The organism is Streptomyces sp. WMMC940, from assembly GCF_027460265.1.
Classification (GTDB): domain Bacteria; phylum Actinomycetota; class Actinomycetes; order Streptomycetales; family Streptomycetaceae; genus Streptomyces.
In genome coordinates this window covers 687,704-700,993 of sequence record NZ_JAPZBC010000001.1, presented here as the reverse complement: position 1 = coordinate 700,993, position 13,290 = coordinate 687,704, and the positions used below count along the sequence as shown (strand labels likewise).

Genomic DNA, 13,290 nt, shown 5'->3' with positions numbered 1-13,290 from the left:
GCGCGCGGGCGCCGGGAGCGGGCCCGGGCCGACGGTCAGCGGTCCAGGGACACCAGGTGCTCGCCGCTGTCCGTGCGGACCTCGAAGTGGCCGATCTCGTCGCGCCGCAACGCCGTCCCCACCTCCATGTCCATCTCCTCCTCCGCCCCCGGGGCGCCCGTCCCGTAGCCGACGGCGGGCACCGACCAGCTGGTGACCGCGTACTCCTTGCCGTCCTTGGCGACCGCGACCAGCCGGCAGGTCCGCGGGCCGGGCAGCTTCGCCATGCGAAGGGCCACGGCCGTGCCCCAGCCCTTGGAGCGCAGATCCACGGCGCCGTAGACGCCCGTGGCGCCGTCCGTGGCCGTGATCCGCTCGTCGGGGCCGTCCGTGACCGGGCCGTCCGGCCCGCGCGACAGACTCACCGCCGCCGCGGGCAGCGCCACGATCAACGCGGCCGCCGCGGCCACCAGCCGCAGCCTGCGGCGCGAACCGCGCCGGCGCCGGACCGCGACCTCGTGGAGCAGACGCTCCAGCAGCCGCGGCGCCGGTGGCTCGTCGGCCCGGCCGGGACCGGCGAGATCACTCAGCGCCGACGCGACCGGAGCGAAGTCGGAGAGCCGCAGGGCGCAGAGGCCGCAGTCCGCCAGATGCTCCTCGAAGCGGAAGGCGTCCACGGGGTCGAGGACACCGAGCGCGTAGGCGGCCACATCCCGGTGCTGCTCCCGCAGATTCATGGACCAATCCTTCGGCTCGTCGGCTACGAACGGTCCATACGAGGCGTATGCACCGTGGGTGTCGCTCTGGAATACGCAGCGGAGCGGTGCCGTGCTCAGCGGCGGAAGGGGAAAGTGCGGCCAGGTCGCGCGGTGGTGCGACCGTGGCGCCGAGTTGTGGAGAGGACCGGCAGAATGGGTGGGTGAACGGTGGAGATTCGGGCGTCCCTATGACCGGGCGGCCTCCCGGCAGCCCCCATGTGGAGCCGCTGCTCGGCGCGTATGTCCTCGGCGTGCTCGTCCCCCACGAGGAGGCCCGGGTGGCGGGGCACCTCACCCACTGTGGCCGGTGCCGTGCCACATACCTCGGCATGGCCGACGCCCAGGCGCTGCGGGCGGCGTGTGCGGAGGACGACGCCTTCGGCACCGGGGCGGGCGGGAGTGACGGAGCCGGCGGGCACGTCCGGTGGCCGAGGTGACCGGCACGCCCGTGGTCGCCCGGGCGGCGCGTGCCTAAAATCCGCAGCATGCTGCGCGTACTTGCCGTCGACGACGAGAAGCCGGCGCTGGGGGAACTGCTGTACCTGCTGCGCTCCGACCCGCGAGTGGCCAGCGCGGACGGTGCCACCGACGCCACGGAGGCGCTTCGCCGCATCAGCCGGGCGCTGGACGCGGGGCCGGGCGGCGACGACGGCATCGACGTCGTCTTCCTCGACATCCACATGGCGGGGCTCACCGGGCTCGACGTCGCCCGGCTGCTCTCGGAGTTCGCCCGGCCGCCGCTGATCGTGTTCGTCACGGCCCATGAGGGCTTCGCCGTGCAGGCGTTCGACCTCAAGGCCGTCGACTACGTCCTCAAGCCGGTGCGCAGGGAACGGCTCGCCGAAGCCGTTCGCCGGGTCAGCGATCTGACCGCGGCCGCGCGCGGGGCCCGGCGCAACCCGCCGGCCACCGGCGCGGAGCCGGGAGCGGCCGGGGCGGCGCCGGATCGGACCGGCCCCTCGGCCCCCGGTCCGCTGGTCACCGGGTCCACCGCACCGGGCACCGCGCCCGAGCAGATCCCCGTCGAACTGGGCGGCGTGACCAGGTTCGTCCCCATCGACGAGATCACGTACGTCGAGGCTCAGGGCGACTACGCGCGTCTGCACACGGCCGAGGGCAGCCATCTCGTCCGGATCCCGCTCTCCACGCTGGAGGAGCGCTGGGCGTCCCGCGGCTTCGTCCGGATACACCGCAGCCACCTCGTGGCCCTCGGCCGGATCGACGAACTCCGGCTGGACGGGGGTGCCACGACCGTCCGCGTGGGCACGGCGGAGCTCGCCGTGAGCCGCCGCCACGCCCGCCAGTTGCGGGATCTGCTGATGCGCCACGCCCGGGGCTGACAGCCGCCCCTTCCGAGGTCCGTCGGCGCGCCGACGAGGGCGTTCCGCAGGACGCCGGGCGGGAAAGCGATGCGCCAGCGATGCGAGTATCCCCAGGGCGCGGACGGACGCCGCATAGTGGATATGAGCCGGTTCCGCCGTGGAATCCGGCCCCGCCCGGTCTGGGCGGGTCCGCACCGCGACGGCGGCCGGGCCCGGAGAGCCGCTGCCGGCCGCCTCACGCGCCGGGGAGGCCGGCGGTGCGGCGCTCCCGGAGTCGTGAGCGACGGGAGAGAACGATGACCGATCGACGTGTACCCCCGCAGGAGACGCCGCCGTCCGAGGCGTCCATCGCCGAGGCCCACCAGGAGCGCCCGGACGGCGGGCTCTGGGAACACCCCGTGGCGATCCTGTCGCTGATCGTCGCGTGCAGCGTGCTCTTCGCCGTGCTGTTCATCGGCTGGGCCTTCAGTTTCTGAGCGGGCACGGGCGGGCCGCACGGGCGGCGCGCCTTCCGCACGGCACGCCGCCGGACCGGCGCTCGTGGGACTCGCGTGGGCCACCGGCGCCGAGTCCGTCAGTGACACGTGGCGTGGACCCGGTCGCCGGGTCCGTCGGCCGCGCCGCCGGGAGCCGGGGACGGAACCGGGAGTCGGGGAAACCGGGGAGTCGGGGACCGAACCGGGGGTATCCGGTGGCTCCCCGCCGCCCCGTGGTCCCCGACGTCCGCCCTCCCCGCCGCCCCGTCGCTCCGGAAGGTCCTGTCGTGGTGGCCGCGTTCCTGCTCCGGCCCCTCGCCCTCCACCAGCACGCGCCCCACGCCGTAAGGAAGTTCACGGCTCCCCAGACCTGAGACCGTCGCCCGGGTGGCCCGGGCGGTGGCCGGGTGGTGTCCGCCGGTGCCGGCCCCCGCGTACGGCTCGGCGCGCCGGCGGCGCCGTTCGCCGTCCCGCGCCGTCCGTACGGCGAGGGGCAGGCGCCGCCGGCCGAGCCGTACCCCGGATCGGCGCCCCGCTGAGATCGGGCCGACACCCCCGGCGCCTATCCCTCCCTCGCCCCACCTGCGTAGACTCCAACGACCCCTGCGGGCAGGCCGCCCGTCGCAGTGAGCGGCCGTCCGTACGAGCCGCCGAGAGAACGCCGGGAGCGGACGCCCATGTCTGCAGCACAGCCACCCCGCCGTGAAGTCGTCACGGGCGTGCCCCGCGGCACCCGCCGCCGCCCCGGACACGCCCCCGCTCGCTCGGAGATCAGCGAGCAGACCCCGATCGGCACGGTCTACGTGCGTTCCCTGATGCGCAGCCAGCTGCGTGCCGCCCTGTACGCGCTGGGCACGCTCGCCGTCCTCGTCGGCACGCTCCCCCTGCTCTTCGCCTTCCCCGCCGCCGTCCTCGGCTCCTTCTCCTCGCCCGAGCCCTTCGTGTGGGTGGTGCTCGGTGTCGGCGTCTACCCGCTGATGTGGCTGACCGCCCGCTGGTACGTCCGCCGCGCCGAGCGCAACGAAGAGGACTTCACCGGGCTCGTCGAAGGCCGCTGAGACCGCCAGTGGGGGCCGACCGGTGAACCAGACCTACGCGGTGACGGCCGTGACCTTCGTGGTGCTGGCGACCGTCCTCATCGGTGCCCTCGGTCTGCGCATCTCCCGGACGACCTCCGACTTCTACGTCGCCTCACGCACCGTCAACCCCGGGCTGAACGCCGCCGCCATCAGCGGCGAGTACCTGTCCGCCGCCTCCTTCCTCGGCATCGCCGGACTGGTCCTCCTCCAGGGTCCCGACATGCTCTGGTACCCGGTCGGCTACACGGCCGGCTATCTCGTGCTGCTCGTCCTCGTCGCCGCTCCGCTGCGGCGCTCGGGCGCGTACACGCTCTCCGACTTCGCCGAGGCGAGGCTCGAGTCGCCCGCGGTGCGGCGCCTCGCCAGCCTGTTCGTCGTCGGTATCGCCTGGCTCTATCTGCTGCCGCAGCTCCAGGGCGCGGGACTGACCCTGGAGATCCTCACCGGCGCCCCGGACTGGTTCGGCGGACTGCTCGTCGCCGTCGTCGTCACGGGCGCCGTCGCCGCGGGCGGTATGCGTTCCATCACCTTCGTGCAGGCGTTCCAGTACTGGCTGAAGCTCACGGCGCTGCTGGTCCCCGCCCTGTTCCTCGTCGCCGCCTGGGCCGGGGACGACGCGCCCCGCGCACGCTTCGACGCGCCGGCCGTCCTGCGCGAGCACACGGAGGTCCGGCTCGACGCCACCGTACGGATCGAACTGGACGCACCGCTGTCCGTCGGGGTGACCGGCACGGTCGACGGCACCCGCCACGAGGGGGGTCGGACCACCCTCGACGAGGGCACCCACCGTGTGGAGTCGGGCACCACGCTCGCCTTCCCCCCGGGTGCGGACATACCCGAACGGGCATCCACCGGCGCCGACCCCGCCGGCTGGTCCCAGCCACTCGCGGGCGGACGCGACGGCTACCAGCTGTACGCCACCTACGGCCTGATACTCGCCACCTTCCTCGGCACCATGGGTCTGCCGCACGTCGCCGTCCGGTTCTACACGAGCCCCAACGGCCGCGCGGCGCGCCGTACCACCCTCGTGGTCCTGGGCCTGATCGGCGCCTTCTACCTGCTGCCTCCCGTGTACGGGGCCCTCGGCCGGATCTACGCCCCGGAACTCGCCCTGACCGGCGACGCCGACGCCGCCGTGCTCGTCCTGCCGGAACGGATGGTCGGCGGACTCGCGGGCGACCTGCTCGGCGCCCTTCTCGCGGGCGGCGCGTTCGCCGCCTTCCTGTCCACCGCGTCCGGGCTCACCATGTCCGTCGCCGGGGTCCTCAGCCAGGACGTCCTGCCCTCGCGCGGCGTACGCCACTTCCGGCTCGCGACCGTCCTCGCCATGGCGGTGCCGCTCGCCGTCAGCGTCGTCGCCACCAATGTGCCGGTCGCCGACGCCGTCGGGCTGGCCTTCGCCGTCTCCGCGTCGTCCTTCTGCCCGCTCCTCGTCCTCGGCATCTGGTGGCGTGGTCTCACCGCGCCGGGTGCCGCGGCCGGGCTGGTCACCGGTGGCGGTGCCGCGCTGACCGCAGTGATGGCCACCCGAGCCGGACTCGCCCCCGATGGGTGGCCGCACACCCTCATGGCCTGGCCGGCCGTCTGGTCGGTGCCGCTGGGCTTTCTCACCATGATCCTGGTGTCGCTGGCGACACCGCGCCACGTACCCCCCGGCGCCGCCGCCATCCTCGCCCGCCTCCATCTGCCGGAGGACATCGTCGGCCGGCCACAGCACGAAGGAGCACGGCGATGACCGGGACGGCGCTGGCGGCACTCGGCGCGGCCGCGGCCGTACTGCTCGCCGCCGGATTCGCCCTCGGCCGGGTCACGGCCCGCCGCGGCGCCGGCACCGGGCCCGACCTCGGCACGCCCGTCGAACGGGCCACCTTCCACACCCTGCACACCGCCTCCCTCGCCGCGCCGCCGCTGCGTGCCGGGCTCACCGAGGACACCGCGCGCAGGGCCGCCCGCCGGCTGCGCTCACTGCTCGGTACCCAGGCGCTGTGCCTCACCGACCGGGAGACCGTCCTCGCCTGGGACGGAATCGGCGCGGACCATCACCAGGAACGCGTGATGCACCGCGTCGGCGACGTGCTCGAATCCGGTCGCAGCCAGAGCGTACGCACCGGATGCGACGAGGTGGAGTGCCCGCTCCGCTGGGCCGTGATCGCCCCGCTGACCGGGGAGGAGGGCGTGCTCGGCACGCTCGTCGCCTACGGTTCGGGGGAGTCGGCGGTCCTCGTGCGGGCCGCCACCGAGGTCGCCCGCTGGGTCTCCGTCCAGCTGGAACTGGCCGAGCTCGACCGCTCCCGAACCCGTCTCATCGAGGCCGAGATCCGTGCCCTGCGCGCCCAGATCTCCCCGCACTTCATCTTCAACTCGCTCGCGGCCATCGCCTCCTTCGTCCGCACCGACCCGGAACGGGCGCGGGAACTCCTGCTCGAGTTCGCCGACTTCACCCGCTACTCCTTCCGCCGGCACGGGGACTTCACCCATCTCGCCGACGAGTTGCGCTGCATCGAGCAGTACCTCGCCCTCGCCGGGGCCCGCTTCGGCGACCGGCTGAAGGTGACCCTCCAGATCGCGCCCGAAGTCCTCCCGGTCTCCCTGCCGTTCCTCTGCCTCCAGCCGCTCGTCGAGAACGCGGTGAAGCACGGCCTCGAGGACGCCGGTCGGACGTGCCGGATCTCCCTCTCCGCCCAGGACGCGGGCTCGGAGGCGGTGGTGACGATCGAGGACGACGGCGTCGGCATGGACCCGGCCGAACTGCGCCGGATCCTCGCGCGGGAGGCCGACCGCCCTTCCGGGATCGGTCTCTCCAACGTCGACGAGCGGCTGCGGCAGGTGTACGGGGACGCCCACGGGCTGGTCATCGAGACGGGGGTCGGGGCGGGAATGAAGATCACCGTACGCATTCCCAAGTACCGCGCGGGCGTGCACAAGAACGCGGGCGCACCCTGATCCGGGCGGCGCGTTCGGGCCCGGCGACCACCTCAGCACCGGGTACCTCTCAGGGCTGGGCGAGTACCTCTCAGGACGGGGTCGGTACCTCGGGGCCGGGTCAGTACAGATGGATGGCCAGATGGCCCAGCGGGAGACCGATGCGCCAGGCCGGCGTCCACACCTGGGCGTTCTCGCCGGCGGCCGGGTCCACCGGAAGGGCCGGGTGCCACGGGTCGGTGTCGTCCCCCAGATCGGCGGCGAGGAGTTCGGTCCGCTCCAGCCATCCCCAGGTGTCGCGGGCCAGGGCGAGATCGGGATCCGTGCCGGGGACGTCCCGGTCGAACGACTCCCGTTCGGCCATGCGGTCGCGCACCCACTCCTGCCACGGATGACCGTAGGCCGTGACGGACAGCCATTCGTCCAGCCGTGACGCGGTGGGGACACCGGTCGGGCCGTCCTCGGCGCCGCACAGATGGACCGTCAGCGCCAGCGTCGCCCGGCCGACTCTGTACTCCAGCGAACCCGGCTCCACCAGACAGCCGGTGCGCAGCACCTCGTCGGCGAGGTACTCGGCGCACAGCCATGCCATGGGGACTGCCAGACCGCCTCCGCTGGTGCCGTTCGTACTCTCGGGCCGCACTCTCTCCACCTTCTCCCGGGACGTGTTCGGGCACGGGTCTCGACGACGAGCCTCCACCCGAAGACACGTGTCACGGTTCCTCTTTACTCAACTCGAGCGGGTGGTTTCGAATCCGGTCGCCCGTGAACGTGGCCCCAGGGAGAACAGGTGCCCCGAGGGAATCCGGGGACGGAAGTGACCGGACCGTATCCCGTGGCGCCGTGTGCGCGCCCCGTGTGCGGCACCGGTGCGGCACCCGTGCGGCGCCGTATCCGGAGCGGCCCGCGACGAATGGGCGAGCGGCACGGAGAGCGGTCGCTCCCGGCCCCGGGAAGGGAGGGTCGCTGCCGGCACCACCTCCTGGGCGCACGGAGGGCGGGTCGGCTCACGCCGCCGAGGACAGCGGTCTCCTGCTGTAGCCCGGCAGACTGCGGGCCATGGCGCGCAGCGCGTGGTGCGAACGGGACTTGACCGTGCCCTGAGGGATGCCGAGCGCCCGGGCGGCCTCGGCCACGCTCCGGCCCCGGAAGTAGATCTGCACCAGCACGGCACGGTGTTCCGGGCTCAGTGACCTGACCGCTGCCCGCACGTCGAGCGCGGCGACCGCCCGGTCCGTCACGTCGGAGGGGTCCGGCGTCGCGGCCAGTACGCCGTCCCCGATCTCCGCCGGCCGTGCGAGCCGTGACCGGCGCGCGTCGATCGCGAGGCGCCGTCCGACGGTGAAGAGCCACGGACGCATCGACTCGTAGGGCGCGTCGAACGCCTCAGGGTGCTGCCAGGCCCTGAGCAGGGTCTCCTGCAGCAGGTCCTCCGCACGCTGCCGGTCCCCGTACGTCAGGCCGACGAGAAAGCTCAGCAGGGCGGGACCGTGTTCGCGCTGCAGCTCCGCCAGGGCCCGCTCGTCGGTCGTCGCCGTCGCCGTCGTCATCGTCGGCTCCCTTCCCGCAGGATTCCGGGGTTCGGTGCTCCGTGTGCTACGTGGCGTATACGAACGCATCGGCGAGCGGAGGGACAGGCGTCGAGCACGGGTGTGCGACGAGCGGTCGCACGGAGCGGCGAATGGTGCGCCGAACGGTCGGCCGGACGTGCTCGTGACGGCCGCGCGCCCGCTGGGACGGCGCGGGACGGGGCGGGGCCGTGCGTGCGGGGGCCGGTACCGGCAGGCCCACGACACCCGCGATCACCCGTTCGGCTCCGCCGGCCCGTCGGATTCCTCCTTCGCGAGGTTCGAGTGCCGGTACGAGTAGGCGAAGTAGACGATCAGCCCGACCACGAGCCACACCGCGAACCGGACCCAGGTCTGCCGGTCCAGGAAAGTGATCAGCCAGAGGGAGAACACCACGCCGATCGCCGGAACGAACGGCATGCCCGGGCAGCGGAACGTCCGCGGCAGGTCGGGCTGCCGGTAGCGCAGCACGATCACCGCGACGCACACCACCACGAAGGCCAGCAGGATGCCGATGTTCGTCAACTCGGCGGCCTCGCCGATGGGCAGGAAGCCGGCGATCAGCGCGGAGCCGGCACCGACGATCCACGTCACCCGCACGGGCACGTGCCGCGTGGGGTGCGTCTTGGCGAACCAGCGCGGCAGCAGCCCGTCCCGGCTCATCGAGAACCACACGCGCGTCACGCCCAGCATGAACGTGAACATCACGGTGAGGATCCCGATGATGGCGCCGATCGCGATGACATTGGCCAGACTCCCCAGCCCCACCGCCTTGAAGGCCGTCGAGAATCCGCTCTCCGGATCGATCTCCCGGTAGTTCTGCATACCCGTCAGCACCAGGCAGGCCAGCACGTAGAGCACCATCGAGATCGCCAGCGAGTAGACGATCGCCTTGGGCATGTGGCGCTGGGCGTCCTTGGACTCCTCCGCGGCCGTGGACATGGCGTCGTAACCGAACACCGCGAAGAAGACGGTCGCGGCCCCCGTGATCGCCCCGCTGACGCCGAACGGGAAGAACGGGTCGTAGTTCGCCGTGTCGATGTGGAAGAGGCCGACCGCGATCACCAGCAGCACGACCAGGACCTTCAGCACCACCACGACCGTCTCGAACCGGGCCGCGTTCTTGATCCCCAGCGTCAGCAGACAGGCGATGAACAGACACAGGACCATCGCGAAGAGATCGACCTTGTGGCCGGGACCCGTGCCCGGCGCGCCCAGCATCCACGCGGGCAGATCGAGCCCCAGCTGGCCCAGGAGGAAGCCGAAGTAGCCGGAGATCCCGATGGCGACCACCGCCACGATCGCCGTGTACTCCAGCAGCAGGTCCCAGCCGATGAACCAGCCCGCCAGCTCGCCGAGCACCGCGTACCCGTACGTGTACGCCGAGCCCGCCTTCGGGATCAGGCCCGCGAACTCCGCGTACGAGAAGGCCGCGGCGGCGCTCGCCACACCCGCGATCAGGAACGACACGACCACCGCCGGCCCGGCCCTGTCGTGCGCCACCGCGCCCGCCAGGGCGAAGATGCCGGCACCGATGATGCCGCCGACGCCGATCGCGGTGAGCTGCCAGAGGCCGAGCGTTCTGGTGAGCTGTTCGCTCGGAGCACCCTCGTGGATCTGTTCGATGGGCTTGCGGCGCAATACGCCCCGCCCCACCCGGAGGCCTGCCATGAGACACCTCTTCGCGGACTGCTGTCGGCCGATGGCGGCTCATGATGGCCGAGGTGGTGCAGTGGTGGAAGGCGACATGCGGTGGCGTCGAGGTGGGGGTCCCCCGCCCCGCCCGACAGGCGGCCCGGCGGCCGTCTCCCTAGAGTGCGGAGCATGAGCATCAGCGTGGCGGAGCGTGCGACCGCCGCCCGGAGCGGCCTGAATGCCAGGGTGCCGGGCGCCTTCGCGATGTTCTTCGCCCTGCTCGGGGTGTACTGCGCGGTGATCGCGCTCATCGCCCCGCTGCGCAGGCTGCTGAGCCCCGTCTCCGCGTTCCTCGACCTGGTGGCCGTACCCGTCAGCGCCAACCTGGCCTACGCCGTCTTCCTGCTCCTGCTGGCGGCGGCCATCGGCGCCCGCAAGAAGGCCGCCTGGTGGCTCGTCGTCGCCTACCTCGTCCTGCTCGTCCTCACCGACGTCCTCACCCTGGCCCTCCTGCGGGACTGGTCCTGGATCCCCAACCTGGTCCTGTGCCTGATCGCCCTCGGCGTGCTCTTCGCAGCGCGCGGTGAGTTCTACGCCCTGACCCGCCGAGGGGCCCTGTGGCACGCCCTCCTCGTGCTCGTTCTCGGGCTCGTGCTGGCCGTGCTCGTCGGCTGGGGGCTCGTGGAGATCTTCCCCAACGACCTCCCGCAGGGGCAGCGGCTGCTGTGGGCCGCCAACCGGGTGCTCGGCGGGCTCGTCTCCAACGCCCAGTTCGACGGCACTCCGCCCCGCGCCCTGTTCTTCCTCCTCGGCCTCTTCGGCGCGCTCGCGCTGCTCAACTCCGCCCGGACCCTGTTCCGCTCCCAGCGGATGGAGGCCGCGCTGCACGGCGACGAGGAACCCCGCATTCGCGCCCTGCTCGGCGCCTACGGCTCCCAGGACTCGCTCGGCTACTTCGCCACCCGCCGGGACAAGGCCGTCGTCTTCGCGCCCAACGGCAAAGCCGCCGTCACCTACCGCGTCGAGGCCGGCGTGGCCCTCGCCAGCGGGGACCCCGTCGGCGACACGGAGGCATGGACCCCCGCCATCGAGACCTGGCTGGACGTCGCCCGCCGCTACGCCTGGGCGCCGGCCGTGATGGGCGCGTCCGAGGACGGTGCACGCGCCTACGCGCGCTCGGGGCTCGGCGCCATCCAGCTCGGGGACGAGGCGATCCTGCACGTCGACCGCTTCGACCTGAACGGCCGGGACATGCGCGTCACCCGGCAGGCCGTCGGCCGGGTCCGCAGGCTCGGGGCCACCACCCGCATCCGTCGGCACTCCGCCCTCGGCGCCGACGAGATGAAGCAGATCATCGACCGCGCCGACGCCTGGCGCGACACCGAGACCGAGCGCGGCTTCTCGATGGCCCTCGACCGGCTCGGCGACCCCGAGGACGGGGACTGTCTGCTCGTCGAGGCCCTCGACTCCGGCGGGAACCTCATCGCCCTGCTCTCCTTCGTCCCCTGGGGACGCGACGGGATCTCCCTCGACGTGATGCGCCGGGACCGCGACCACGCACCCAACGGGATCATGGAGTTCATGGTCGCCGAGCTGTGTGCCGAGGCCCCGCAGCTCGGCGTGCGCCGGATCTCCCTCAACTTCGCCGTCTTCCGATCCGTGTTCGAGGAAGGCGCCAGGATCGGCGCCGGACCGGTCCTGCGGCTCTGGCGCAGGCTGCTGCTGTTCTTCTCCAAGTGGTGGCAGTTGGAGGCGCTGTACCGCTCCAACGTGAAGTACCAGCCGGCCTGGTACCCGCGCTTCCTCTGCTACGGGGACGCCGGGGCCCTCGCGCGTATCGGCCTCGCCTCCGCGATCGCGGAGGGCTTCGTCTCCGTGCCCCGGCTGCGCAAGCGCTGGGGCAACGGGCGGCCGCGCGGCGAGGTCGCCGGGCCGGTCGCCGGCACCAGGGACCTGCCGCCGCTCGACGCGCTGGAGCTCGCCGGACCCGACACCGTACGGCCCATGGGGGAGCGCCGACTGCCCGAACAGGTGCGTATCCGCCACCGCAAGCTCGAACGGCTGCGCGAGCAGGGCGTCGAGCCGTACCCCGTCGGCGTCGCCGCACGCATCGACCCCCTCGCCGCCGTACGCGCCGCCCGTCCGGACGTGCCCCCCGGGACCCGTAGCGGTGAACGGGCCACGGTCGCCGGGCGGGTCATGGCCGTACGCGACTTCGGCGGAGTCCTCTTCGCCGTGCTGCGCGACTGGTCAGGCGACCTCCAGATCGCCCTGACCCGCGACGGTTCCGGCCCCGGTGTGCTCGCCGCCTTCTCCGCCGACGTCGACCTGGGCGACCACGTCACCGCCACCGGCGAGATCGGCGCCAGCGACAGCGGCGAGCTCACCGTCTTCGCAGACGCCTGGCAGCTCACCGCCAAGTGCCTGCGTCCGCTGCCCGACAAACGCCGGGGACTGGCCGACCCGGAGGCACGGGTACGCCGCCGCTATCTCGACCTGGTCACCAGCCCCGACGCCCGCGGCGTCGTCCGGGCCCGCTCCACGGCGGTCCAGGCACTGAGGCAGGGGCTGCTCGACCGCGGCTACCTCGAGGTCGAGACCCCGATGCTCCAGCAGATCCACGGGGGCGCCAACGCCCGCCCGTTCACCACCCACATCAACGCCTACGACATGGACCTGTACCTGCGGATCGCGCCCGAGCTGTTCCTCAAGAGGCTGTGCGTGGGCGGCATGGAGAAGGTCTTCGAGATGGGCCGCACCTTCCGCAACGAGGGCGTCTCGTACAAGCACAACCCCGAGTTCACGATGCTGGAGGCGTACCAGGCCTTCGCCGACTACGACGTGATGCTCGACCTGACCCGCGAGCTCATCCAGGGCGCCGCCACCGCCGCGTTCGGCGCTCCGGTCGCCCACAAGAAGGGCCCCGACGGCAAGCTCGTCGTCCACGACATCTCCGGCACCTGGCCCGTCAAGACCCTGTACGGAGCGGTGTCCGAGGCGCTCGGCGAACAGGTGGACGCCGACACCGAAGAGGAGCGGCTGCGACGGCTCTGCGACCTCGCGGGAGTACCGCACGGTCCCGAGGACACGCGCGGCGACGTCGTGCTGGAGATGTACGAGCGGCTGGTCGAGGAGACGACCCAGCTGCCCACCTTCTACAAGGACTTCCCGACCGACGTGTCCCCGCTGACCCGCCAGCACCGCCGCGACCCGCGTCTCGCGGAACGCTGGGACCTGGTCGCCTTCGGGACCGAACTCGGCACGGCGTACTCGGAACTGACCGACCCGGTCGAGCAGCGGCGGCGGCTCACCGCCCAGTCCCTGCTCGCGGCCGGCGGCGACCCCGAGGCCATGGAACTCGACGAGGACTTCCTCGACGCCCTGGAGTACGCGATGCCCCCGACGGGAGGGCTCGGCATCGGTGTGGACCGGCTGGTGATGTTCCTGACGGGGCTGACCATCCGCGAGACGCTGCCGTTCCCCCTGGTCCGCAGGCACTGAACGCAGGACGCGCCGTCGACCGGACCGCGTTGCCGCTGCCGCCGGGACGT

11 protein-coding genes are annotated in these 13,290 nt (G+C 72.7%); 7 read left to right on the top strand and 4 right to left on the bottom strand.

The features are described from left to right. Window positions 1–35 precede the first annotated feature (35 nt). The gene (locus O7595_RS03245) at window positions 36–716 is read right to left on the bottom strand and encodes a zf-HC2 domain-containing protein (protein ID WP_269727206.1); all 681 of its coding nucleotides are present in this window, start codon (window positions 714–716) and stop codon (window positions 36–38) included. A gap of 182 nt (window positions 717–898) precedes the next feature. Here O7595_RS03245 and O7595_RS03240 point away from each other — a divergent pair, with 182 nt between their 5' ends. From O7595_RS03240 to O7595_RS03215, 6 genes are all read left to right on the top strand, one after another. Then, window positions 899–1,174 carry an anti-sigma factor family protein gene (locus tag O7595_RS03240; protein ID WP_269727205.1) on the top strand — a complete coding sequence of 92 codons (276 nt, stop codon included), beginning with the start codon at window positions 899–901 and terminating at the stop codon, window positions 1,172–1,174. Between the two features lie 48 nt (window positions 1,175–1,222). Beyond that, entirely contained in the window at window positions 1,223–2,077 is an 855-nt protein-coding gene (locus tag O7595_RS03235) for a LytR/AlgR family response regulator transcription factor (protein WP_269727204.1), read from the top strand. A gap of 278 nt (window positions 2,078–2,355) precedes the next feature. Beyond that, entirely contained in the window at window positions 2,356–2,535 is a 180-nt protein-coding gene (locus O7595_RS03230; RefSeq protein ID WP_269727203.1) for a DUF6480 family protein, read from the top strand. Between the two features lie 677 nt (window positions 2,536–3,212). Continuing rightward, complete coding sequence (locus O7595_RS03225; RefSeq protein WP_269727202.1) at window positions 3,213–3,593, top strand: hypothetical protein; 381 nt, start codon at window positions 3,213–3,215, stop codon at window positions 3,591–3,593. A gap of 22 nt (window positions 3,594–3,615) precedes the next feature. Then, window positions 3,616–5,349, top strand: a complete 1,734-nt coding sequence (locus O7595_RS03220; protein WP_269727201.1) for a sodium/solute symporter — start codon at window positions 3,616–3,618, stop codon at window positions 5,347–5,349. Further along, window positions 5,346–6,557 carry a sensor histidine kinase gene (locus O7595_RS03215; protein WP_269727200.1) on the top strand — a complete coding sequence of 404 codons (1,212 nt, stop codon included), beginning with the start codon at window positions 5,346–5,348 and terminating at the stop codon, window positions 6,555–6,557. The genes O7595_RS03220 and O7595_RS03215 overlap by 4 nt, the downstream gene beginning before the upstream one ends. A 100-nt stretch (window positions 6,558–6,657) precedes the next feature. Here the strand turns inward: O7595_RS03215 and O7595_RS03210 are convergent, their stop codons facing one another. The 3 genes from O7595_RS03210 to O7595_RS03200 form a co-directional block, all read right to left on the bottom strand. Beyond that, window positions 6,658–7,179: a hypothetical protein gene (locus tag O7595_RS03210; protein WP_269727199.1), complete on the bottom strand. Its 522-nt coding sequence runs from the start codon at window positions 7,177–7,179 to the stop codon at window positions 6,658–6,660. Window positions 7,180–7,543: 364 nt separating this feature from the next. Next, the gene (locus O7595_RS03205; protein ID WP_269727198.1) at window positions 7,544–8,086 is read right to left on the bottom strand and encodes a sigma-70 family RNA polymerase sigma factor; all 543 of its coding nucleotides are present in this window, start codon (window positions 8,084–8,086) and stop codon (window positions 7,544–7,546) included. A 252-nt stretch (window positions 8,087–8,338) separates the two neighbouring features. Next, window positions 8,339–9,775 (bottom strand): amino acid permease, encoded by a 1,437-nt coding sequence (locus O7595_RS03200; RefSeq protein ID WP_269727197.1) that lies wholly within the window; start codon window positions 9,773–9,775, stop codon window positions 8,339–8,341. 153 nt (window positions 9,776–9,928) lie between these two features. Between O7595_RS03200 and lysX the strand changes: the two genes are divergently transcribed. After that, window positions 9,929–13,240, top strand: a complete 3,312-nt coding sequence (gene lysX / locus O7595_RS03195) for a bifunctional lysylphosphatidylglycerol synthetase/lysine--tRNA ligase LysX (protein ID WP_269727196.1) — start codon at window positions 9,929–9,931, stop codon at window positions 13,238–13,240. Window positions 13,241–13,290 lie beyond the last annotated feature (50 nt).